The organism is Streptomyces sp. NPDC026538, from assembly GCF_055567535.1.
In genome coordinates, this window is sequence record NZ_JBVHQG010000005.1 from 108,320 (window position 1) to 130,745 (window position 22,426).

Annotated in this window: 17 protein-coding genes and 1 riboswitch; of the genes, 10 read left to right on the forward strand and 7 right to left on the reverse strand. The window is 72.7% G+C overall.

Annotation, left to right across the window (positions count from 1 at the left end):
* The first annotated feature begins 78 nt into the window (after nt 1-78).
* Together ACZ4N4_RS20935 and ACZ4N4_RS20940 are read left to right on the forward strand one after the other, a co-directional pair.
* Complete coding sequence (locus tag ACZ4N4_RS20935; protein ID WP_450754309.1) at nt 79-1,371, forward strand: ATP-binding protein; 1,293 nt, start codon at nt 79-81, stop codon at nt 1,369-1,371.
* Nucleotides 1,368-2,081, forward strand: coding sequence for a response regulator transcription factor (locus tag ACZ4N4_RS20940; protein WP_351742085.1), 714 nt, complete (start codon nt 1,368-1,370; stop codon nt 2,079-2,081). Before ACZ4N4_RS20935 ends, ACZ4N4_RS20940 begins: the two co-directional genes overlap by 4 nt.
* A gap of 44 nt (nt 2,082-2,125) precedes the next feature.
* Here ACZ4N4_RS20940 and ACZ4N4_RS20945 read toward each other — a convergent pair whose 3' ends face one another.
* A complete protein-coding gene (locus ACZ4N4_RS20945) occupies nt 2,126-3,184 on the reverse strand; it encodes a C40 family peptidase (protein ID WP_467590821.1) in 1,059 nt (352 codons plus the stop codon).
* Nucleotides 3,185-3,680: 496 nt separating this feature from the next.
* Between ACZ4N4_RS20945 and ACZ4N4_RS20950 the strand changes: the two genes are divergently transcribed.
* The gene (locus tag ACZ4N4_RS20950; RefSeq protein WP_467590824.1) at nt 3,681-4,034 is read left to right on the forward strand and encodes a hypothetical protein; all 354 of its coding nucleotides are present in this window, start codon (nt 3,681-3,683) and stop codon (nt 4,032-4,034) included.
* A 3-nt stretch (nt 4,035-4,037) separates the two neighbouring features.
* On the opposite strand, the gene ACZ4N4_RS20955 is transcribed toward ACZ4N4_RS20950, so the two are convergent.
* Complete coding sequence (locus tag ACZ4N4_RS20955; protein ID WP_467590827.1) at nt 4,038-4,199, reverse strand: hypothetical protein; 162 nt, start codon at nt 4,197-4,199, stop codon at nt 4,038-4,040.
* 78 nt (nt 4,200-4,277) lie between these two features.
* Nucleotides 4,278-5,438 carry a C40 family peptidase gene (locus ACZ4N4_RS20960; protein WP_467590830.1) on the reverse strand — a complete coding sequence of 387 codons (1,161 nt, stop codon included), beginning with the start codon at nt 5,436-5,438 and terminating at the stop codon, nt 4,278-4,280.
* Nucleotides 5,439-5,446: 8 nt separating this feature from the next.
* A riboswitch (cyclic di-AMP (ydaO/yuaA leader) is annotated at nt 5,447-5,620 on the reverse strand.
* Between the two features lie 323 nt (nt 5,621-5,943).
* On the opposite strand from ACZ4N4_RS20960, the gene pcrA reads away from it, so the two are divergent.
* Nucleotides 5,944-8,430, forward strand: coding sequence for a DNA helicase PcrA (gene pcrA / locus ACZ4N4_RS20965; RefSeq protein ID WP_467590833.1), 2,487 nt, complete (start codon nt 5,944-5,946; stop codon nt 8,428-8,430).
* Between the two features lie 125 nt (nt 8,431-8,555).
* Here pcrA and ACZ4N4_RS20970 read toward each other — a convergent pair whose 3' ends face one another.
* Both ACZ4N4_RS20970 and ACZ4N4_RS20975 read right to left on the reverse strand, forming a co-directional pair.
* Entirely contained in the window at nt 8,556-10,085 is a 1,530-nt protein-coding gene (locus tag ACZ4N4_RS20970; RefSeq protein ID WP_467590836.1) for a M23 family metallopeptidase, read from the reverse strand.
* 268 nt (nt 10,086-10,353) lie between these two features.
* The gene (locus tag ACZ4N4_RS20975; protein ID WP_467590839.1) at nt 10,354-11,208 is read right to left on the reverse strand and encodes an esterase/lipase family protein; all 855 of its coding nucleotides are present in this window, start codon (nt 11,206-11,208) and stop codon (nt 10,354-10,356) included.
* A gap of 316 nt (nt 11,209-11,524) precedes the next feature.
* Here ACZ4N4_RS20975 and ACZ4N4_RS20980 point away from each other — a divergent pair, with 316 nt between their 5' ends.
* Complete coding sequence (locus ACZ4N4_RS20980) at nt 11,525-11,941, forward strand: cobalamin B12-binding domain-containing protein (protein WP_467590842.1); 417 nt, start codon at nt 11,525-11,527, stop codon at nt 11,939-11,941.
* 184 nt (nt 11,942-12,125) lie between these two features.
* On the opposite strand, the gene ACZ4N4_RS20985 is transcribed toward ACZ4N4_RS20980, so the two are convergent.
* A complete protein-coding gene (locus ACZ4N4_RS20985) occupies nt 12,126-13,760 on the reverse strand; it encodes a DUF5691 domain-containing protein (RefSeq protein WP_467591799.1) in 1,635 nt (544 codons plus the stop codon).
* 148 nt (nt 13,761-13,908) lie between these two features.
* Nucleotides 13,909-15,264, reverse strand: coding sequence for an SWIM zinc finger family protein (locus ACZ4N4_RS20990; protein ID WP_467590845.1), 1,356 nt, complete (start codon nt 15,262-15,264; stop codon nt 13,909-13,911).
* A gap of 132 nt (nt 15,265-15,396) precedes the next feature.
* On the opposite strand from ACZ4N4_RS20990, the gene ACZ4N4_RS20995 reads away from it, so the two are divergent.
* The 5 genes from ACZ4N4_RS20995 (at nt 15,397) to ACZ4N4_RS21015 (ending at nt 22,236) form a co-directional block, all read left to right on the forward strand.
* Nucleotides 15,397-16,515, forward strand: coding sequence for an ATP-binding protein (locus ACZ4N4_RS20995; protein ID WP_467590847.1), 1,119 nt, complete (start codon nt 15,397-15,399; stop codon nt 16,513-16,515).
* The gene (locus ACZ4N4_RS21000) at nt 16,512-18,938 is read left to right on the forward strand and encodes a DUF5682 family protein (protein ID WP_467590850.1); all 2,427 of its coding nucleotides are present in this window, start codon (nt 16,512-16,514) and stop codon (nt 18,936-18,938) included. The genes ACZ4N4_RS20995 and ACZ4N4_RS21000 overlap by 4 nt, the downstream gene beginning before the upstream one ends.
* Nucleotides 18,935-20,119: a VWA domain-containing protein gene (locus ACZ4N4_RS21005; protein WP_467590853.1), complete on the forward strand. Its 1,185-nt coding sequence runs from the start codon at nt 18,935-18,937 to the stop codon at nt 20,117-20,119. The genes ACZ4N4_RS21000 and ACZ4N4_RS21005 overlap by 4 nt, the downstream gene beginning before the upstream one ends.
* Before the next feature lie 599 nt (nt 20,120-20,718).
* Entirely contained in the window at nt 20,719-21,615 is an 897-nt protein-coding gene (locus ACZ4N4_RS21010; RefSeq protein ID WP_467590857.1) for a hypothetical protein, read from the forward strand.
* Between the two features lie 222 nt (nt 21,616-21,837).
* Nucleotides 21,838-22,236 carry a hypothetical protein gene (locus tag ACZ4N4_RS21015; protein ID WP_467590860.1) on the forward strand — a complete coding sequence of 133 codons (399 nt, stop codon included), beginning with the start codon at nt 21,838-21,840 and terminating at the stop codon, nt 22,234-22,236.
* Nucleotides 22,237-22,426 lie beyond the last annotated feature (190 nt).

Consider the following 22,426-nt stretch of genomic DNA (forward strand, 5'->3'; position numbering starts at 1 on the left):
CGGGAAATCCGAAGATCAGGGGAGCATCGGGGACCGACCCTGATGCCCGGGGCCTTGTGGCGTGTGAACATCGATGGCATGCCGGAAGCCGCAGCAGTGCCCCTCGACGACCCGCGGCCGCCGCGCAAGCTCTACCGCAGCAGCGACGGCCGCTGGCTCGGTGGGGTGGCGCGGGGCCTCGCCGGGCATCTCGGCCTGCCCGTCGTGTGGGTGCGGCTCGTCTTCGTCGGCCTGTTCATGGCCAACGGTCTCGGCGCGCTGCTGTATGCCGCGTTCTGGTTCTTCGTGCCCCTCGGTCTCGGCGGCGTCGGCGACCAGAAGCCGCCCTCCCTGGTCACCACCGAGACCTCGGCGGACGGCCGCCGCAGACTCGTCGCCCGCAGACCCGACAGAGGCCAGATCGTCGCGCTGCTCCTGATGGTCGTCGTGTCCCTGGTGTTCGTCGGCAGTGTCAACCTCACCAGCGGCGCCAAGGCCTATCTCCTGCCGGCGGTCCTGGTCGCCGCCGGTGTCGCGCTGGTCTGGCGCCAGGCGGACAACGCCCGCCGGGCCCGCTGGGTCGAGGTGGGCAGCCGGCGCCGTACGCTCTCGCTGCTGCGCGCGGGCGTCGGCGTCCTGCTCGTCACGGCGGGCGTCTCGGGCGTCTTCGTGATGCAGGGCTCCGCCGCGCACATCGGGGCGGTGCTCCAGGCCTCGCTCGCCGTGCTCGTCGGCATCACGCTGCTCGCCGGGCCGTATCTCGTGCGGATGACCCAGGACCTCTCCGAGGAGCGGCTGATGCGTATCCGCGCCCAGGAGCGCGCCGAGGTCGCCGCCCATGTCCACGACTCAGTGCTCCACACCCTGACCCTGATCCAGCGCAACGCGGAGAACGCGAACGAGGTGCGCCGCCTCGCCCGCGCCCAGGAGCGCGACCTGCGCACCTGGCTCTACAAGCCCGAGGGCACCGGCAAGGACGAGGCCGACGAGCCCACCACCCTCGCCGAAGCGGTCCGGCGCAACGCCGCCGAGGTCGAGGACAAGCACGGCGTCCCCATCGAGGTCGTGGTGGTCGGCGACTGCCCACTCGACGAGCGGACGGGCGCGCAGATGCAGGCCGCGCGCGAGGCGATGGTCAACGCCGCCAAGTACGGTGGCGAGGGCGGCGCCGTCCAGGTCTACGCCGAAGCCGAGGGCAGGACGGTCTTCGTGTCCGTCCGCGACCGCGGTCCCGGCTTCGACCTCGGCTCGATACCCGCCGACCGCATGGGTGTCAGAGAATCGATCGTCGGCCGCATGGAGCGCCACGGCGGTACGGCACGGCTGCGGTCCGTTCCGGGCGGCGGCACGGAGGTCGAGTTGGAGATGGAGAGGGCGGAGAACACGTCATGAGCGACGCGACCGAGGCGAACGGCCCGGCGGAAGGCACGGAGAAGGCCGGGCGTCGGGTACGCGTGGTCCTCGTCGACGACCACCGGATGTTCCGTACCGGTGTGCAGGCCGAGATCGGCCAGACCGAGCAGACCGGCGTCGAGGTGGTCGGCGAGGCCGCCGACGTCGACCAGGCGGTCACGGTGATCACCGCGACCCGGCCCGAGGTGGTGCTCCTCGATGTGCATCTGCCGGGCGGCGGCGGGGTCGAAGTGCTGCGCCGGTGCGCCCCGTTGACGGCGGACGCCGAACGGCCGGTGCGCTTCCTCGCGCTGTCCGTGTCGGACGCGGCCGAGGACGTGATCGGGGTGATCCGGGGCGGCGCCCGCGGCTACGTCACCAAGACGATCACCGGCACCGACCTGGTCGACTCGATCTTCCGGGTGCAGGAGGGCGACGCCGTCTTCTCCCCGCGGCTGGCCGGGTTCGTCCTGGACGCCTTCGCCTCCACCGACGCCCCGCCGGTCGACGAGGACCTCGACCGCCTCACCCAGCGTGAGCGCGAGGTCCTGCGCCTGATCGCTCGTGGCTACGCCTACAAGGAGATCGCCAAGCAGCTGTTCATCTCCGTCAAGACGGTCGAGTCCCATGTGTCGGCGGTGCTGCGGAAGCTGCAACTGTCCAACCGGCATGAGCTGACCCGCTGGGCGACGGCGCGCCGCCTCGTCTGAGCCGGCGCCGGGAGGTCCCGGATCCGCATGGTGGCCGACGGGGTTCACACCACCCGTGTCGCCCCGGCGAACGGCATCTCGTCGATGGGGGCGATCCGTACCGGCGCCGACGGATTGGGGGCGTGGATCATCTGTCCGTTGCCGACGTAGATGCCGACGTGGCTGATGCCCGAGTAGAAGAACACCAGGTCGCCCGGCTGGAGTTCGGAGCGGGAGACGCGGAGGCCGGCGTTGATCTGGGCGTAGGTGGTACGGGGGAGGGAGACGCCGGCGGAGCGGTAGGCGGCCTGGGCGAGTCCCGAGCAGTCGAAGGCGTAGGGGCCGGTCGCGCCCCAGACGTAGGGGCTGCCGAGCTTGGAGTATGCGTACGCCACGGCGGCCGCGGCCCGGGAGTCGGGGGCGGCGACGTTGCCCGGGGCCAGGGTGGCGCGGGCGCCGGAGGCCGAACGGGAGGCGCGCGCGGAGTCCCCGTCCGCCGTGACCGCCGCCCGCTGCTGCGGCGAGAGCCGGTCCAGCAGCCGCCGGGCCTCGGCCAGCTTGCCGGTGACGGCGGTCTTCTGCCGCTTCAGCTCGGCCTGCCGGGACCGCAGCGAGGTCAGCTCGACGTGCGCCGCGCCGCGCAGCTGCTCGATCTCCCGCAGCTGTCGGCGCACCCGCGCCACCGCGCCGGCCTGCGCGGCACCGGCCCGTTCGGCGAACGCGGCGTTGTCCAGGTACCGGTCGGGATCGCTGGAGAGCGCCAGTTGCCATGCCGGGTCGATACCGCCGTCGCGGTACTGCGCGGCCGCGGCCAGACCGAGCGCGTCCCGCGCGGAGTTGAGCCTGTCCTGCTTGCGGGCGGTCTCGTCCTGGAGCGCCTTGAGCCGCCGCTGTGCGGTGTCGGCCTTCTCCTTCGCTCCGTCGTACTTCTCGGTGGCCGCCTCGGCCTCCTGGTACAGCTGGTCCACCTTGGTCTTCACCTGCGCCGGTGTCAGTTGCGGCTCGGCGTGTCCGGTCCCTTCGAAGCCCGTCGCGGTGGCCGCGCCCGCCAGGGCGAGGGTGGCGGCCGTGCGGGCCGTACTGCCGCTGAGCGAGCGCTGTCGGGGCTTGCGGTGCGCTGCCACCTGGACTGGTCACGTCCTTTCGTACGACCGCCGTCTGGTCCGTACGCACGCCAGGGGAAGCGCGTATACGGCCGCGGGGTGCGGATTACGCGTCCGGCGGCGGCCCGCACAGGGGGAGCGGGCCGCCGCCGGACTTTCTCGGCGGTGGTGTCCGACTGCCGCCCCTGGCCCGGGCGGCGGTGGGGAGTCGGTCACCTGGGGGAGGACGCTAGGCCGGTCTGTGTCGGCCTGGTAACGCGATGCACGGAATTGGTGTGACCGGATCGTTACCCGACGGTATGTGACCGGGATTCCGGTGCGGAGTCGTCGGCTTCACGGGGCGGGATGACCGAAGCGGCGGTTCCGGGGCGAGCGGGGCGCGCGGGGTGCTATGGGGTGCATATATGCGATGCCGTGGTGGCGGGTAGCGGGCGATGGGCGGCGGGCGGTGGTGGGTGCGGAGGGAGGAGGGGCCGGTGCCCGGCGCCCCGGGGGACCCTGATTAGGCTCCGGGGTCATGGGCGTACTCATCCATCTCTTCGTCGGCCTGCACATCATCGGCATCGCCGCGCTCCTCGGCGGTTTCCTCACCCAGATGAAGGCGATGGGCCAGGGCACGGCCCGCTTCGTCCCCGGGATGCTGCACGGCGCGTTCACCATGCTCGTGACCGGCGTGATCCTGGTCGGCCTCAACGAGGCCGACGACCACCACGTCAACACCGTGAAGATCGGCGTGAAGCTCGCGCTGCTGATCGTGATCCTCGGGCTCGTCTACGTGAAGCGGGACGACGAGAAGGTGGAGAAGGGTGCCTTCGGCCTGGTGGGCCTGCTGACCATGGCGAACATCTTCATCGCCGTGCTGTGGACGTGACCCTCAGGAAGCCTTCGCGAGCGCGGCGCGGGTGACCGCCACCGCGCCGGCGGCCACCGCCGGCCAGGCCGCCACCGCGACCCGCACCCGCCCCGGCCACCTCGGCCAGGGGACGTGCACGGCGGCGGCCGCGACCGACAGCGTCGCCGCGGCCGTCATCCCCATCGGAAACACGGTCGCCCTCACCACACGCGCTCGGCGCACGCGCCATCGCAGCGCGCCCCCCTGGCACGCCGGCGCCCCTCAGGCCGGTCGCACCACGCTGTGGATGATCGACTCGCCGCCGTAGTAGATCGACTCCTCCCGGACGTACGCGCCGGGCTTCGGGGCGTGGATCATCATGCCGTCGCCGATGTAGATGCCGACGTGGCTGATGTCGTCGTAGAAGAAGACCAGGTCGCCGGGCTGGGCGTCGGCGAGGGAGACGGTGGTGCCGGCGTTCACCTGGTCGTACGTGGTGCGCGGCAGGGAGACGCCCGCGGCCTTCCAGGCGGCCTGGGAGAGGCCGGAGCAGTCGTAGGAGCCGGGGCCGGTGGCGCCCCAGACGTACGGCTTTCCGACCTGCGCACGGGCGAAGGCGATCGCCTTGGCGGCCTTCGTCCCGTAGGCGGAGTCGGACGAGGAGGAGGACGAAGAGGACGAAGAGGACGAAGAGGAGCCGCTGGAGGTCGACGTCGACGACGTGTCCTTCGCGGCCGCCGCCTGCTGCTTCGCGAGCTCCGCCGCCTTGCGTGCCGCTTCCGCCTGCTGCTTCTTCTCGATCTCCGCCAGCCGCGCCTTCTCCTGGGCGGTCAGCTGCGACAGCAGATCCCGCGCGGAGGCCAGCTTCGTCTGGACGGTGGTCTTGGCGGTCCTGAGGTCGTCCTGGGTCTCGGTGAGCGTCTCCAGGCTCTTGGCGGCCTCCTGCCGCTTCGCCATGGTCGCGGACTGCTGGGTGGCGTAGTCGTCGACCGCGTCCTTCTGGCGCGAGGTCAGCCGATTCATCAGCTGCGTCTGGTCGAAGTAGTCCTGCGGACTGTCCGCGAGCAGGAAGGTCGCCGTCTCGGGGGCGCTGGCCCCGGTCCGGTACTGGGCCGCGGCGAAGGAACCCAGTTCCTCACGCGCCTTGTTGAGCCGGTCCGTGCGCTCGGCGACGTCGTCGAGCAGGGTGTCGACCTGCTTGCGCTGCCTGCCGGTCTTCTCCTTGGCCGCGTTGTACTTCTCGGTCGCCGACTCGGCCTGTCGGTAGAGGGCGTCGACCTTCTTCTCGACCTCCTCCAGGCTGGGCTTGCCGTCCTCGGAGGGCGCGGCGTTGGCCGTCTGGGAGAGCAGCGCCACGGAGGTGAGGGCGGCGGTGGCCAGGGCGGGGGTGCGTATGCCTGCTACGCGCGTTGCGGACGGACGCGACTTGCGGTGCGACGCCAACGGGGGCGACTCCTTCCATGCTCCGCCTACCGAGTTAGCTGTCGGGTTCGGGCGGGTGGTTCGGAAGGGTTGCCCTACGGTCCGTTCCCCGGTGGGAAGGCGGGACCGATTCACCCCAAGGTTCGGTGTGGGTCCCCGGCTCCGGGCGCGCGGTGGCACCCTGGACTCGGCGGAGGCCGTGCGGCCCGGCGACGTTCGCCGGTGGGGGTCGTACGGCCTGCTCGGCACGGTAGCCAACTCGTGTGCTCTGTGTGAAGTTTGATGTGCGATATGCCCGATACATTTTCGTGACCTTGGCGTTGCGGCTCGGGTGCATCGGTTGATCGGGGATGGTATGCGGCCACTTGTCCGGTGCGGCCGGGTGGTCAGCACTCCCGGCAGACGGGGACACCCGTGCTCACGGTGTGTGATCGCTGACCGTGAGGGGCCGATTCTGGTGGGTGACCGGGGTGAGTTTCCGGGGTGGGGACCGGTTGTCGGTGGGGCGCCCTAGACTCGGAGAGCGATGAGCAGCCTCTTTGACGACAGCTTCCTGGCGAGCCTCCAGCCCCCGCGCGGCCACGAGGAGGGACCCCCGCCGCCGCCCGAGGACGAGCACGTACCGGAGCCGATTCCGGACGACCTGTTCGGCGGGCAGTTCGACGCGCCCCCGGACCGGGACGCCTACTACCGCGACGGCGCCGCCCGCCCGGCCCTGGACGCGGCCGCGCTCCTGGAGGGGCTGAACGAGAACCAGCGGGCGGCGGTCGTGCACGCAGGTTCCCCGCTGCTGATCGTGGCCGGCGCCGGATCCGGCAAGACGCGCGTGCTCACCCACCGCATCGCGCACCTGCTCGGCGCGCGGAACGTGCACCCGGGCCAGATCCTCGCGATCACCTTCACCAACAAGGCCGCGGGCGAGATGAAGGAGCGCGTCGAGCACCTCGTCGGCCCGCGCGCGAACGCGATGTGGGTGATGACCTTCCACAGCGCCTGCGTGCGGATTCTGCGCAGGGAGAGCAAGAAGCTCGGCTTCACCTCCTCCTTCTCGATCTACGACGCCGCGGACTCCAAGCGCCTGATGGCCCTGGTCTGCCGCGACCTGGACCTCGACCCCAAGCGCTTCCCGCCGAAGTCCTTCAGCGCCCAGGTCAGCAACCTCAAGAACGAGCTGGTCGACGAGGAGGACTTCGCCGCCCGGGCGAGCGACGGCTTCGAGAAGACCCTCGCCCAGGCCTACGCCATGTACCAGTCGCGGTTGCGTGAGGCGAACGCCCTCGACTTCGACGACCTGATCATGACGACGGTCAACCTGCTGCGCGCCTTCCCGGATGTCGCCGAGCACTACCGCCGCCGCTTCCGGCACGTCCTGGTCGACGAGTACCAGGACACCAACCACGCCCAGTACGCCCTCGTGCGCGAGCTGGTCGGCACCGGCGCGCACGAGGAGGACGTACCGCCGGGTGAGCAGGACCTCCCGCCCGCCGAACTGTGCGTGGTGGGCGACGCCGACCAGTCGATCTACGCCTTCCGGGGCGCGACGATCCGCAACATCCTCCAGTTCGAGGAGGACTACCCGAACGCGACGACGATCCTCCTGGAGCAGAACTACCGCTCCACACAGACGATCCTCTCCGCCGCCAACGCGGTCATCGAGCGCAACGAGTCCCGCCGCCCGAAGAACCTGTGGACCAACGCGGGCGCGGGCGCACAGATCACCGGCTATGTCGCCGACACCGAGCACGACGAGGCACAGTTCGTCGCCGACGAGATAGACCGTCTGACGGACGCGGGCGAGGCGAAGGCGGGCGATGTCGCCGTCTTCTACCGCACCAACGCGCAGTCCCGTGTCTTCGAGGAGATCTTCATCCGCGTCGGCCTGCCCTACAAGGTCGTCGGCGGTGTCCGCTTCTACGAGCGCAAGGAGGTCCGGGACGTCCTGGCCTACCTGCGGGTCCTCGCCAATCCCGAGGACTCCGTCCCGCTGCGCCGGATCCTCAACGTCCCCAAGCGCGGTATCGGCGACCGCGCGGAGGCGATGATCGACGCCCTCGCCCAGCGCGAGAAGATCAGCTTCCCGCAGGCGCTCCGGCGCGTCGACGAGGCGTACGGCATGGCCGCGCGGTCGACCAACGCGGTCAAGCGGTTCAACACGCTGATGGAGGACCTCCGTACGGTCGTGGAGTCCGGCGCCGGACCGGCCACCGTCCTGGAGGCGATCCTGGAACGCACCGGCTATCTCGCCGAGTTGCAGGCCTCCACCGACCCGCAGGACGAGACCCGGATCGAGAACCTCCAGGAACTCGCCTCCGTGGCGCTGGAGTTCGAGCAGGAGTCCGGGGCGGAGGAGGCGTCGGGCGGGCTGTCCGCCTTCCTGGAGCGGGTGGCGCTGGTCGCCGACTCCGACCAGATCCCCGACGAGGACGAGGACGGCTCCGGCGTCATCACCCTGATGACCCTGCACACCGCCAAGGGCCTCGAGTTCCCGGTGGTCTTCCTGACCGGCATGGAGGACGGCGTCTTCCCGCACATGCGCGCCCTCGGCCAGACCAAGGAGCTGGAGGAGGAGCGCCGCCTCGCGTACGTCGGCATCACGCGCGCGCGGGAGCGGCTGTATCTCACGCGGTCGGCGATGCGCAGCGCCTGGGGGCAGCCTTCGTACAACCCGCCCTCGCGCTTCCTGGAGGAGATCCCGGCCGGGTATCTGGAGTGGAAGCGGACCGGGGCGATGGCGCCGGTGTCCTCCGGGCCCGCGTCGGGCGTGGCGGCCTCGCTCTCCTCGACCCGTTCGCGCTCCTCGGCTTCCGGCGCGTCCGGCTTCGCCACCCGGCGGACCTCGGAGAAGCCGGTGGTCTCGCTGGCCGTCGGTGACCGGGTCACCCACGACCAGTTCGGCCTCGGTACGGTCGTCGGGGTGAAAGGCACGGGCGGCAACGCGGAGGCGACGATCGACTTCGGCGACACCAAGCCGAAGCGGCTGTTGCTGCGGTACGCGCCGGTGGAGAAGCTGTAGCCGCACGAGCGCTGTGAGGACAGAAGGCTGGGCCCCGCTGCCACGAGCGGGGCTCAGTGAGCGGGGCCTGCTGATCGGGCTCACTGATCAGTGCTTGCTGACCAGGTTCAGGTTCAGGACCAGGATCAGGTCGGGTCGAGTCCGTGGCTCCGCAGCCACGGCAGCGGGTCTATGGCGGCGCCCCCCGCCGGCCTGACCTCGAAGTGCAGATGCGGGCCGGTCGAGTTCCCGGAGTTCCCGGAGTACGCGATCGGATCCCCGGCCTTCACGGTCGTACCCGCGGCGACGCGGTACGACGAGAGGTGGCAGTACCAGGTCTCCGTGCCGTCCTTCGCCGTCACGATCATCATGTTGCCGTAGGCGCTGTTCCACTTGGTGGAGACGACGCCGTCGGTCGCGGCCATCACCGTCGTGCCGTAGGAGACGGGGAAGTCGATGCCGGTGTGGACGGACATCCAGTTCACGCCAGCCTGGCCGAAGTAGGCGCTGAGCCCCCGCTGCGTGACCGGGAGGACGTACTTGGGGCGCAGCCTCTCCTTGCGGGCCGCCTCCGCCGCCGCCTTCTTCTTCTCGGCCTCCTGCTGGGTCTTGAGGTCGATGCGTTCCTGGGTCCGGCTGGCCCGGTCCGCGAAGTCGTCGGCGCCCGCCGAGAGCGTCCTCAGCTGGGCGTCCAGCTTGCTGTTGGCGGCGGACGGTTTCACCGACTGCGCGTCCGAGGCGGAGGCGGTGGTGTCCTGGCCCTCGCCGCCGGTCAGGGTGCCGACGGAGGCGGCCGCGATTCCGGCGACCCCCATCACACAGGCCGAGGGCACGGCGACGGTCAGCAGCGCGGAGCGCTTGGGGGGCGTACGGCGACGGGAACGCGCCCCCGCACGGGCGCCGGCGCGTGTCGCGGCAGGAGCGGCCGGAGTGACCTCTTCCTGGTCCTCCAGCAGTGGCGTTACTGCCGGTAGCTCTCCGGTCGCGGTCAACTCCCCGGCGTCCGTGGGGTCTTCCGCGTACTCCTCGAACTCGTCGTAGGGGACCTGCTCGAAGGGAACCTGCTCGAACGTCTGGGTCGCCGAGTGCTCGAAGGACTCGGCGGACTGTGTCTCGTGCTCGTGCTCGTGTTCCGGCTCCGCGGGCTGCGCCGGGGTGCCGTCGGAGTTCCACTGCGTGGCGTCGTACGTGCCGGTGTCGAAGACCTGGGTGCCCCACTCCCACTGCTGGGTGGCGCCGGCCAGGTGCGACTGGTCGGGCTGGAGCCAGGCGTTCGCGTCCCAGTGGCCGCTGCCGTCGCCGACCGTGCCCTGTGTCGCCTGCGCGGTCTGCGCGGTGTGCGCGGTCTGCGACGGGATGGTCCACGCGGTGCTGTCGTAGGCGCCGGAGTCGTAGGCGGCGTGGTGCTGGGCCGCGTAGGGGTCGTAGTTCAGCGTGTGGTGGCCGGTCGTCTGCCACTGCGTGGCGTCGTACGCGCCGGTGGCCTGGGCCTCGCCGGGGAGGTGGCCGAAGAGCGGGTCGCTGTGGAACGAGGTGCCGGCAGCGCCGTGGTCGCCGTACGTGGTGAAGTCGCCGTACTGGGCTTCCTGGGTGCCGTACGGCGCGTAGTGCGCCTGGTCGGCGTCGGAAGCCGGGGCCGGGGTGGTCATGGTCCCCGACGGGTGACGGTCGTTCACCAACTTCTCTTTCGCCTCGACAACAGGGGCTGCCAGAGCAGTGCGGCGACTGTACCCGGCGGTATACGGGCGCGACAATCTTCAGCAGGTTTCGTCGTTGCGGGAAACGGGCATTCGGCCGTGTTTCGGGGGACGACGGGCGCGGGTTTGGCCTTGTGTTCGAGGAGTGTTCGAGAATGCGGGGGTCCAAACAGGTGGTGCCGGGCGATCGTTGCCCGCCCGAACCACCCCGAATACCCGACTCGCCCCGTTCGTCCTCTGGTCGCTGTCAGGCCACCGTCAGGCCGTCCGCGACCCGCTCCTCCGAGTGCACCTCGTCGAGGGCCTGCCGTATGCCGGTCGCGACCGCCGGGTGGACGGGCAGGGCCAGATGACCGATCCCGGTCACCCGCACATTCGTCGCCATGAGGTCCGGGTGGTCGATCCGGGCCGCCTCGACCGGCTCCATCAGTGAGTCGAGGTCGCTCCAGAAGCTGACGAACCGGGTACGGCAGCCGGGCGCGGGCCAGGTCAGCTCCTCGATGACCTCCGAGCCGGGGCGCATCTGCCGCACGATCGGGTGCGCGTCCGCGAGCGGCACGACCCGGGTGCCGGAGTGCGGGGTACCGAGCGTCACCAGGGTGCGGACGCGGTAGTCGCCGCCGAGCCGCTGGACGTAGTAGCGGGCGATCAGGCCGCCGAGGCTGTGCCCGACGATGTCGACCCGGCGGCTGCCGGTGCGCTGGCAGATCTCCTCTATGTGCCGGCCCAGCAGGCCGGCGGCGGTGCGGATGTCGCAGGTCAGTGGCGAGTAGTTGAGCGACTCGACGCGCTGGCCGCCGTGCTGGGCGAGGGTGCGGCGCAGCAGGACGAAGACCGAGCGGTTGTCGATGAACCCGTGCAGCAGCACGACCGGCGGGGCCGTCCGGACCGGCAGCAGGGCCGTGCCGTCCTGCGGCGCGGGCTGGGCGGGGGAGCGGCGCTCCGGGGTCAGGCCGGTCGGATAGAGCAGCAGGTGCCCGGCCAGGATCGCGGCTTCCAGCGCGGTCGACTTCAGAAGGGCCAGCGACAGGCCGGCGAGTCTGCCGGGCAGAAAACGACGGCAGAGCGGGATAAAGGGCTCGAGTGCCGCGGTGACCTTCATCGGCCGACCTCCTGTCGGCGCGCGGAGGACGGCTCTGTCCCCCGTGTGCCCTCATGGGAGGCCGACCGGAGGTGGCGAGGGTACGACGACGGGCCGCGTCGCGTGCCCCTGTTGCCCCCGCGGACCACGCTGCGGCTCCCTGACGTGTCCCACTGTGTGTGATTTCCCCCTCGGTAACCTCCGCGAAACTGCCGGTTGCGGGATGCTGGAGATAACGTTCGTTCACTGGAGACGGGTGGCGGAACGCGCCAAATGTGCGGTACTTCTCGGTACGCACGCATGTTGGCGTGCTCGTTGCATGGTCATGGAGGCACTGATGGGTGTGGCAGCCGGTCCGATCCGCGTGGTGGTGGCCAAACCGGGGCTCGACGGCCACGACCGCGGGGCCAAGGTCATCGCGCGGGCGTTGCGCGACGCGGGCATGGAGGTCATCTACACCGGACTCCACCAGACGCCGGAACAAATCGTCGACACGGCCATCCAGGAGGACGCCGACGCGATCGGCCTCTCCATTCTCTCCGGCGCCCACAACACCCTGTTCGCCGCGGTCATCGACCTCCTCAGGCAGCGTGAGGCCGAGGACATCCTCGTCTTCGGCGGCGGCATCATCCCCGAGGACGACATCGCCCCCCTCAAGGACAAGGGCGTCGCCGCGATCTTCACGCCGGGGGCGACGACGACGTCGATCGTGGAGTGGGTACGGGAGAACGTCCGGCAGCCCACGGAGGCGTGACCCGCGTTCACGTCACGGCGGCCCGACCCGACCCGACCCGACCCTGCCCGGACGGACCCGATCCGATCCGTCCTGACCCCGGCGGCCGGGCCGTGACGGTCGGAACGCGTCCGGGCACGAGACCGTTCACCTCGCCGGGGGCTCGGCGGCGCAGGCCGCCGGGAGCCCTCGCGGCACCGGGTGCTCAGTCGCCGGCCGGTCCCAGTTCCTCCAGCATCACCGCCCGCAGCCTCAAGGTCGTCGCGAGCCGCTGGAACGCCTCGGCCCAGTACCCGCCGGCACCCGGTGACGCGTCCTCCCCTTCGTCCGGCACCGCCAGCAACGCGTCCAGCCGGCCTGCTTCCGCGGGATCCAGACAGCGCTCGGCCAGGCCCATCACCCCGCTGAAGCTCCAGGGGTAACTCCCGGCGTCCCGAGCGATGTTGAGGGCATCCACCACGGCCCGGCCGAGCGGTGCCGACCACGGTACGGCGCAGACACCGAGCAGCTGGAACGCCTCCGACAGGCCGTGCGCCGCGATGAACCCGGCCACCCACCCGGCCCGTTCCGCACCGTCCAGCGTGCCCAGCAGCTTGGCCCGCTCGGCCAGGGACACCGCGCCCGGACCGCCCGCCTCCGGCGCCGCCGGGACCCCCAGCAGCGCTCGCGCCCACTCCGCGTCCCCCTGCCGTACGGCGGCCCGGCACCAGGCCGCGTGCAGCTCGCCCTGCCAGCCGTCCGCGACCGGCAGCGCCACGATCTCCCCGGGCGTACGGCCGCCGAGCCGCGCCGGCCAGGTGGCGAGCGGGGCCGCCTCCACCAACTGGGCCAGCCACCAGGACCGTTCACCGCGTCCGTTCGGCGGTTTGGCCACCACCCCGTCCCGCTCCATGCCCGGGTCGCACTCCGGCGGCGCCTCCACGGCGATCGCCGGGCCGTCCCCCGTGCGGTCGACGGCCACACACGCCCCGGCCCGCACGGCCATCCGCCCCGCCAGCGCCGAGCCCGGCAGCGCGGACAGCAGCTCCGCCGCCGTCGTCCGCACGTTACGGCTCCGGTCCGACAGCGTCAGTTCCAGGAACGGCTCGTCCCCGGAGGCCAGTTGGGTGCGCAGCGAGTCGAGGAACATCAGCCGGTCCTCCGCCCGTTCCGTCGCCCAGGTCCCGGCCAGCAGCTCGCGCGCCGCGTCGGGCGTGCGGGCCCGCAGCGCCGCCAGCAGCGCGACCCGCTCGGCGAACAACCCCTCCTGCCACAGCCGCCGTATCCCGCCGGTGTCCTCGGGGCCGGGCAGGCTCGCGCCGCCGCCCGGGGCCGCGCGCAGGGCGAACCGCCAGTCCTGGTTGAGCCGGGCCAGCCACAGGGCGCGCGGTCCGGCGAAGGCCAGCGCGGCGGGCCGCAGGTCGGTACGGCCGCGGGCCGCGTCCAGCAGCGCGGGCAGCGTCTGCGGGGGCGCGGCGAACCCGCGCGTGTTGGCCGCCGCGAGCCACTGGGGCAGCAGCTCCATGAGGTCGGGCGAGGTGCCCCGGCGACCGCCGGTACCGGTGCCGGGGCGGTCGGAGAGCAGCATCGCCAGCCTGCGCGCCGCCGCGGCCGGCAGCGTGGGGCGCGGGTCCTCGGGTGCCGGTTCGGGGCGGTGCGCGGCCTGCGCGGGCCGCAGTCCGGCCCGTCGCCGTACGGTCGCCACGGCCGCGTCGTCCAGCAGGGCCACCGGAGCCTCCCGCCCTGGGCCGCCGGTCGCGGGCGGACGCCGGTCCGTGCCCAGCAGGGCCGTGGTGACGAGGTCTTCCCAAGCGGTCACGGGGTTTCCCTTCTGCGAGTCGGCGGGGCTGTGCGAGCCGATCGAGTTCCTTGAGCCGGCCCGGCTCCGTGAGTCGGTCGGGTTGTGTGAGTCCGGCGGGTCCCGTGAGTCGGTCGGGTTGTACGAGTCCGTCGGGTCCCGTGGGACGGTCGGGTTGTGCGAGTTGATCGGGCTGCGTGAGCCGGTCGGGTCAGCACAGCGGTACCGCTTCGCCCGTGTGCTCCGGCCAGGCCGTCAGGGGTGTGAAGCCCCGGTGGCCGCACTCGCCGAAGACCGTGACCGGAGCCCCGCCGGAGAGCGCGACCAGCCGCCACAGACCGGGGCGGGAGCGGGCGGCGGGAGAGAGGGGAAGCGCCAAGTCTTCCTCCGCATCGGCCAGTTGCCAGGAGTCGCCGTCCTGGACGGGCACCACCCGGCCCAGCGTCACCGGCACCGACTCCAGCCACGGGTCCTCCCGCAGTGCCTCCCCGTACCGGGCCGCCGCCTGGGCCGTCGTCATGCCGGGCGGCCGGATCGAGAGGGGCGTGGGCGTGGCGAACCGCTCGCCCAGGGCCGCGCGGTGCTCGCCCGCTCCGGGATAGGCGGAGAGCTCCGCCTCCAGGGCGAGACCGACCGGCAGCGCCAGCTCCGGGGCGCGGCCGGCCGCACCGTAGGAGAGGAGCAGCGCCGTACGGCCCGTGTCGGCGCCGTGCAACCAGATCCGGCGGGTCGTCAGCTTCGCGTCCGCCGTGTCGTACTGGGCGAGGACCAGCCAGCGGTCGCGCACCGGCGGGCCGTCCGCCGAGGCGGGCAGGCCGATACGGGAGCGGACGGTGGGGGCGAGGCCCTCCGGGAGCCGGTCGCGGCGCAGCCAGCCCTGGTCGAGGAGGTGCAGCAGGGCGCATTCCTCCAGCAGCCGCACCGGCCAGCCCGGCCCGGAGCCCGGTATCGCACCCAACTCCCGCACCCGCGCGGCCAGCCCGGGCGCCTGGGCGTCGACCATGCGGGCCGCCGTCTCCTCCCACAGCCCGTACCCCGCCTGCTCGGCCGCGGCCAGGCCGCCGCGCAGCAGGTCGGTCAGGCGCTGCTCCAGTTCCGTGGCGCCCGCCGTGACCCGCTCGGCCCGCCGCTCCGCCCGCCGCCGGGCCGCCTCGGGATCAGCGGCGGCCGGGGAACTCCCGCCGCCCGCCGTCCGTTTGTCCTCCGCGCGCTTGCGTCGGCCCGCGATCCACTGCTCGGCCCAGTCCGGCGGCTCCGTCACCGTCGGCACCGTGTCGTCCTCGCCCGCCCACAGCAGGAGCAGCCCGAGGGCGTGCTTGCAGGGGAACTTCCGGCTGGGACAACTGCACTTGTACGCGAGCCCGGCCGGGTCCGCGATGTCCACGATCGTCTGGTACGGCTTGCTGCCGCTGCCCTTGCACAGTCCCCATACGGTCCCCTCCTCGCAACTCCCCGCCTCGGACCACGGCCCCGCCGCTCCGAGCTTGCTTCCCGCCTTGCGTGACGCGGCGTCAGGAGCCAGTGCCAGCACCTGGTCCGCACTCCAGCGCACCCCCTGCTGAGTCATGCCATCGAAGGTAGATCCCCCCACTGACAATCGACCCTGCGAGCATGTTTGTGCAGGTCAGAGCGATTGTCAGTGGCGTGGTGCACGGTGGACACCAGATCCGAACCGGCCGAGCTGGAGGGGGCCTCAGCCATGACTGTGTCCGTGGAACCGACCGACCCGACGACCACCGAGGGTGCGCTGCGACCGCACGCCGAGCGCGCCTTCGCGGCCGAACTCGCCGCGCTGGCCGCGCAGGACGACCGGCCCCGCCCGGCCCGCTGGAAGATGTCGCCCTGGGCGGTGGCCACCTATCTCCTGGGCGGCACCCTGCCGGACGGCACGGTGATCACACCGAAGTACGTCGGCCCGCGCCGTATCGTCGAGGTCGCCGTCGCCACCCTCGCCACCGACCGCGCCCTGCTCCTGCTCGGTGTGCCCGGCACCGCCAAGACCTGGGTCTCCGAACACCTGGCCGCCGCGGTCAGCGGTGACTCGACCCTGTTGGTGCAGGGCACGGCCGGCACCCCGGAGGAGGCGATCCGCTACGGCTGGAACTACGCCCAGCTGCTGGCCAACGGCCCGAGCCGGCACGCACTGGTGCCGAGCCCGGTCATGCGCGCCATGGCGGAGGGGATGACGGCGAGAGTCGAGGAGCTGACCCGGATCCCGGCCGACGTACAGGACACTCTGATCACGATCCTGTCCGAGAAGACCCTGCCGATCCCGGAGCTGGGGCAGGAGGTGCAGGCGGTCCGCGGCTTCAACCTGATCGCCACCGCCAACGACCGCGACCGGGGTGTCAACGACCTCTCCAGCGCCCTGCGCCGCCGCTTCAACACCGTCGTCCTGCCGCTGCCGGAGAGCCCGGACGCCGAGGTCGACATCGTCGCGCGCCGCGTCGACCAGATCGGCCGCTCCCTCGACCTGCCCGCCGTGCCCGACGGTATCGAGGAGATCCGCCGGGTCGTCACCGTCTTCCGGGAGCTGCGTGACGGCATCACCACGGACGGCCGCATGAAGCTGAAGTCGCCGAGCGGGACGCTCTCCACGGCCGAGGCGATCTCCGTCGTCACCAGCGGTCTCGCCCTGGCCGCCCACTTCGGCGACGGCGTGCTGCGGGCCGGCGACGTCGCGGCCGGCATCCTCGGCGCGGTCGTCCGCGACCCGGCCGCCGACCGGGTGATCTGGCAGGAGTACCTGGAGACGGTCGTCCGCGAGCGGGACGACTGGAAGGACTTCTACCGCGCCTGCCGGGAGGTGAGCGCGTGAGCGACTCCGCGCGGCGGACCGGGCCGCTGCTTCTCGGGGTACGGCACCACGGGCCCGGCTCCGCGCGGGCGGTGCGGGCCGCCCTGCAGGCCGTCCGGCCGAAGGCCGTGCTGATCGAGGGGCCGCCCGAGGCCGATGCGCTGATCCCGCTGGCCGCCGACCCGCAGATGCGGCCCCCGGTCGCCCTCCTCGCGCACGCCGTGGACGAGCCCGGCCGCTCGGCCTTCTGGCCGCTGGCCGACTTCAGCCCCGAGTGGGTGGCCATCCGCTGGGCCCTGGAGCACGAGGTCCCGGCCCGCTTCATCGACCTGCCGGCCACGCACACGCTGGCGTGGGGGAGGGCGGGTGAGGAAGCGGCGACGCCTGTCGACGCCGAGACCGGTGGACCGGACGCAGAGACCGGTGCACCCGACGCCGAGGCCGGCGAACCCGAGGCCGCGGGTGGTGAGTCCGACGCCGATGAGCGGCTGCGGGTCGACCCGCTCGCCGCCCTCGCCGAGGCCGCTGGTTACGACGACCCCGAGCGCTGGTGGGAGGACGTCGTCGAGCACCGGGGCGGGGCCGGGGAGCGGGAGCGGGACGTGCTCGCCCCGTTCGCCGCGGTGGCGGAGGCGATGGAGGTGCTGCGGGAGACGTACGGGGTCGGGGGGCGCGACCGGGACCCGGTCCGCGAGGCGTACATGCGGCTCCAACTACGCTCAGCACAACGAGAGTTCGGCGAGGACGTGGCGGTGGTGTGCGGGGCGTGGCATGTGCCGGCGCTGCGCGCGCGGAGCACTGTGGCGGCCGACAAGGAGCTGCTGAAGGGACTGCCCAAGGTCAAGACGGACCTGACCTGGGTGCCGTGGACCAATCGCAGGCTGGCGCGGTCGAGCGGGTACGGCGCGGGCATCGACTCGCCGGGCTGGTACGGGCATCTGTTCCGGGCCCCGGACCGGCCGGTCGAGCGGTGGCTCACCAAAGTCGCCGGACTGCTGCGTGAGGAGGACCGGATCGTCTCCTCGGCCCATGTCATCGAGGCGGTACGGCTGGCCGAGACCCTCGCCGTGATGCGCGGCCGCCCGCTGCCCGGCCTGGGCGAGACCACCGACGCGGTGCGGGCGGTGCTCTGCGAGGGCTCGGACGTTCCGCTGGCGCTGGTGCACGACCGGCTGGTGGTAGGGGACGTGCTCGGGGAGGTGCCGGAGACGGCGCCCGCGGTTCCGCTGCAGCGCGACCTGGCCAGGGAACAGCGCCGGCTCAGGCTCAAGCCGGAAGCGCTGGAACGGGAGTTGGAGCTCGACCTGCGCAAGGAGACCGACACCGGGCGCAGCCGGCTCCTGCACCGGCTGCGGCTGCTCGGCATCGGGTGGGGTGAGCAGACGCAGTCGCGGGGGAGCACGGGCACGTTCCGGGAGACCTGGCGGCTTCGCTGGGAGCCGGAGCTGTCGGTGCGGGTCGCCGAGGCCGGGGTATGGGGGACGACCGTCGAGGGTGCCGCGACGGCCAGGGCCGAGACCGACGCGGAGCAGGCGACCGCCCTCGCCGACGTCACCGCGCTCGCCGAGCACTGCCTGCTCGCCGCTCTGCCGGACGCGCTGCCGGTGGTGATGCGGGCCCTCGCCGACCGTGCGGCGCTGGACACGGACGTCGGCCAACTCGCCCAGGCCCTGCCGGCCCTGGTCCGTTCCCTGCGCTACGGCGATGTACGGGGTACCGACACCGGGGCGCTCGCCGAGGTGGCCGCCGGCCTCGCCGAGCGGGTCTTCGTCGGGCTCCCGCCGGCCTGCGCCGCTCTCGACGCGGACGCGGCGGAGGAGATGCGGGGCCATGTGGACGCGGTGCACACGGCGGTGGGACTGCTCGGGGAGCCCGGGACGCGAGTCGATTCCGGCGGCCGTGATCTGCGGGGGCGCTGGCGGGCGGTGCTGCGCACGCTGGCGGGGCGGGACACCGTGCCCGGGGTGCTGCGGGGGCGGGCGGTGCGGATTCTGCTGGACGAGGGAGAGCTGGAGCCGGAGGAGGCGGCCCGGCTGATGGGGCTGGTGCTCTCGCCGGGGACTCCGCCCGCGGACGCGGCCGCCTGGGTCGAGGGGTTCGTCGGGGGTGGCGGGGGCGGAATGCTGCTCGTCCACGACGAGCGGTTGCTCGGCCTCGTCGACACCTGGCTCACAGGGGTGCCGGCGGACGCGTTCACGGACGTCCTGCCCTTGCTACGGCGGACGTTCTCGGCGTACGAGCCGGGGGTACGCAGGACGATCGGCGAGTTGCTGCGCCGCGGGCCGGGGAGGCGGGCGGATGCGACCGGGCAGGCCGGCGGGACACCGGGCTTCGGCGCCGAGGCGGACGAGGAGCGCGCCGCCGCCGTACTGCCGGCGCTGCGGCTGCTGCTCGGCCTCGACGAGACAACACCGGACAACGACCTCGTGGGGGTGGGGAGATGACAGCAGGCCTGACGGACGGCGGCACCGGCCTTGACGACACGGGCCGGGAACGGCTGCGGCGCTGGCGGCTGGTGCTCGGGGGCGAGGCCGCCGACGGGACCGGCTGCACGTTGTCCGGCCGGGACGCGGCGATGGACGGGACGCTGGCCGCCCTCTACGGGAAGGGGGACAGACCGCAGTCGGGGCGGGAGCGTTCGGCGGGGCTGGGGGCGTCGGCGCCGTCGGTCGCGCGCTGGCTCGGGGACATCCGGACGTACTTCCCGTCCTCCGTCGTCCAGGTCATGCAGCGCGACGCCATCGACCGACTGGGGCTGGCCGCGCTGCTGCTGGAACCGGAGATGCTGGAGGCGGTGGAGGCCGATGTGCACCTGGTCGGCACGCTGCTCTCGCTCAACAAGGCGATGCCGGAGACGACGAAGGAGACGGCACGGACGGTCGTGCGCAAGGTCGTCGAGGACCTGGAGAAGCGGCTGGCCACCCGCACCCGGGCCACCCTCACCGGCGCCCTCGACCGCAGCGCCCGGATCAGCCGGCCGCGCCACCACGACATCGACTGGAACCGCACGATCGCGGCCAACCTCAAGCACTACCTGCCCGAGTACCGGACGATCGTGCCGGAGCGGCTCATCGGGTACGGGCGGGCGTCACAGTCGGTGAAGAAGGAAGTGGTGCTCTGCATCGACCAGTCCGGATCGATGGCGGCCTCGGTGGTGTACGCCTCGGTGTTCGGGGCGGTGCTGGCGTCCATGCGGTCCATCGACACCCGGCTCGTCGTCTTCGACACGGCGGTGGTCGACCTCACCGATCAGCTCGACGACCCGGTGGACGTCCTGTTCGGCACCCAGCTGGGCGGCGGTACGGACATCAACCGGGCGCTCGCGTACTGCCAGTCGCAGATCACCCGGCCGACCGAGACCGTCGTCGTGCTCATCAGCGACCTCTACGAGGGCGGGATACGGCACGAGATGCTGAAGCGGGTCGCGGCGATGAAGGCGTCGGGGGTGCAGTTCGTGGCGCTGCTCGCGCTGTCGGACGAGGGGGCGCCGGCCTACGACCGGGAGCACGCGGCCGCGCTCGCCGCGCTGGGGGCACCGGCGTTCGCCTGTACGCCCGATCTCTTTCCCGAGGTGATGGCCGCGGCGATCGAGAAGCGGCCGCTCCCGGTACCGGACACTTTGTGAAGGAGACCGCATCAAGTCAAAGAGGTCTTGTGAACCGGACATGATGACTTGGCGGTCAGGGGGCTTGCGCGGCGGTGGGCCGGGCGTGCGAGGATCGACGCCCGCGTGGCGGTCCGTGTTCTCCGGGCTCTCGCGCCGCACCCCTGCTTCGTGTCCGCGTTCCGCCGCACCGGAGGATCCTCCCCGTCTTGACCTCGCCAGCCGTTCTGCCCGGTTCCGCCGCGCGTGAGTCGCGTACGGCGGCGGGGCGTCGTGCGCTGCAACTGGCGTTGCTGGCCGGCGGACTGCTCGTGCTCGGCCTCCTCTGCGGAGGGCGGGCGCAGGCGGCCGAAGGGGCGGGATCGGTGCCGTCGACGTCGTCTACGCCGCCGTTGACGTCCTTGGTGAGTCGGCTGGGCGTGGACAGGATCCTCCCGACCAGTGAGACAGCGCCTGACGGGAGAACGGCGCCTGACGGGAGAACGGCGCCTGACGGGAGAACGGCGCCTGACGAGACCACGGCGCCTGACGAGACCACGGCCCGTGAGACGGCACCCCACGAGAGCACGCCTCGCCAGGCAGCGCCCCACGGGACCACGACCCACGAGGCAACACCCCGCGTGACCACACACCGCGCGGCTGAACCCCGCGAGGCAACGCCCCGCAAGCGCGTCACCCCCTTCACGTCTGCGCCCTCCACGCACGCCTCCGCGGCCACGCACTCCTCCGCCGCCACGCACTCCTCCAGCTCCGCGCCCTCCTCCACCTCCACGGCATCCGTGGCCCCCACGGCACCCGTGTCCCGCACGGCATCCCCCGCCCCCGTGCTGCCCACCGCGCCGGTGGTCCAGCTCGTGCCGGTCGTGGGAGAAACGGTTCGCTCGGTGACCGCGACAGCGACAGCGACCGCGACAGCGCCCGTGACGGTGACCGCGGCCGTGGTTCAGGGGCTTGGTGACGTGGTGCAGCAGGTGACGGAGCTGCCGACGGAGCTGGTCACGCTGCCCGCGCGGCTGCCCGCGCTTCCGGCGCTGCCGGGTACGTCCGCCACCCTGCCGGTGTCGGAACCGCCCGGTGGGTCCGTCCCGCCGCCGGTCACCTCGGTGCCCGGCACCACCGAGGCGCGGCCCGCGGTGACGGAGGGCGGCCGGCAGCAGACCGCTCGTACGAAGAAGCCGGCGGCGACCGTCGGGTCGTACCGGTCGGACGGGTCGTACGGGCCGCGGGGTACCACCTTCGCCCTCGCGCCCGTCTCCGGGACGGCGGCGCACACGCACGCGGGCGGCCACCGTGCCGCCCGCGCCCACGACGGCCCGAGCCGCCCCGCACCCACCGGAGACCCGGACGGCGCGCAGGGCAAGTCGGTGGTCGACGGCAGTTCCGCCAGGCACGGTGACGCGCACGCCGTGACCTTCGACGACCGGGCGCCGCTGTGGCTGGTGCCCGGTGCCGCCGCGCACGTCGGCGCGGCCGGGACCCGGGACAGGCACCGGGACATCCCCGTCTTCCCCGGCTAGGACGGCCGGCCCACCCCCCGCCACAGACCTGTCGCGCGGGGGCGGAACAGGTCTGCCCGTCCGTCCGGACTCTTCGGATCCCGCACTTCGGATCCCCCCTGCGGAGTCCCCCCACCGCTTCGGACGGCGATGTCCCCAGCCGCGCTTCCGGCCCACCGGAGGCACTCCCGGCTCCGCGGGTGCGTGACACACGCACCGGAGCCCCGAAGGACTGACGTACGCATGAACCAGAACATCAGCGGCCCCCTCGCCACCGCCACCGCCACCGCCACCGCCACCGCCACAGGCACTGCCACTGCCGCGACCACAGCCATACCCGCCGACGACGCCGCACGTCGGCAGGGCCCCGGCCAGGCGGCCAGGATCCGTACCGCGCAGGCCATCCAGGGGGCCCGGGCGGCGCGGGCCGCGCAGGCCACGGTCGAGGCCCAGGCCATCGCCAGGGCGCACGCCCGGGCCCTGCAGAGGCGGGCGGCCACCATGATCGGCTCCGACACGGGCCCCGAAACGGCCTCCGCGCTCTTCACCGGCGTCGACGGAGGCGGCGGGGCCGGATCCAGCGGCGCCCCCATGACCCCGGAGTACGGCCACGCCTCACAGGCCAGGGCCTACTCCGTCTGACTCCGCGGGGTGACTCGGGGTGGGCGGCCGAACACCGTCGGTTCGCCCCCGCCGGGACCCCGCGGTCCGGGCCGGTCGATCCCCGTGGGGCGGGAAGCGGCGGTCCACCCCGGAGGCGCGCAGCCCCCGGGCGGAGGCCTCATCGGGCAAACCCCAGCCCGGTGAGGCCTCGCACATCGTCCGCAAGACG

Bases quoted from the DNA above. Each gene is read 5' to 3' on its own strand.
- ACZ4N4_RS20935 (WP_450754309.1), top strand. From the start codon at position 79: ATGCCGGAAGCCGCAGCAGTGCCCCTCGACGACCCGCGGCCGCCGCGC.
- ACZ4N4_RS20940 (WP_351742085.1), top strand. From the start codon at position 1,368: ATGAGCGACGCGACCGAGGCGAACGGCCCGGCGGAAGGCACGGAGAAG.
- ACZ4N4_RS20950 (WP_467590824.1), top strand. From the start codon at position 3,681: ATGGGCGTACTCATCCATCTCTTCGTCGGCCTGCACATCATCGGCATC.
- ACZ4N4_RS20955 (WP_467590827.1), bottom strand. From the start codon at position 4,199: ATGGGGATGACGGCCGCGGCGACGCTGTCGGTCGCGGCCGCCGCCGTG.
- pcrA (WP_467590833.1), top strand. From the start codon at position 5,944: ATGAGCAGCCTCTTTGACGACAGCTTCCTGGCGAGCCTCCAGCCCCCG.
- ACZ4N4_RS20975 (WP_467590839.1), bottom strand. From the start codon at position 11,208: ATGAAGGTCACCGCGGCACTCGAGCCCTTTATCCCGCTCTGCCGTCGT.
- ACZ4N4_RS20980 (WP_467590842.1), top strand. From the start codon at position 11,525: ATGGGTGTGGCAGCCGGTCCGATCCGCGTGGTGGTGGCCAAACCGGGG.
- ACZ4N4_RS20990 (WP_467590845.1), bottom strand. From the start codon at position 15,264: ATGACTCAGCAGGGGGTGCGCTGGAGTGCGGACCAGGTGCTGGCACTG.
- ACZ4N4_RS20995 (WP_467590847.1), top strand. From the start codon at position 15,397: ATGACTGTGTCCGTGGAACCGACCGACCCGACGACCACCGAGGGTGCG.
- ACZ4N4_RS21005 (WP_467590853.1), top strand. From the start codon at position 18,935: ATGACAGCAGGCCTGACGGACGGCGGCACCGGCCTTGACGACACGGGC.
- ACZ4N4_RS21015 (WP_467590860.1), top strand. From the start codon at position 21,838: ATGAACCAGAACATCAGCGGCCCCCTCGCCACCGCCACCGCCACCGCC.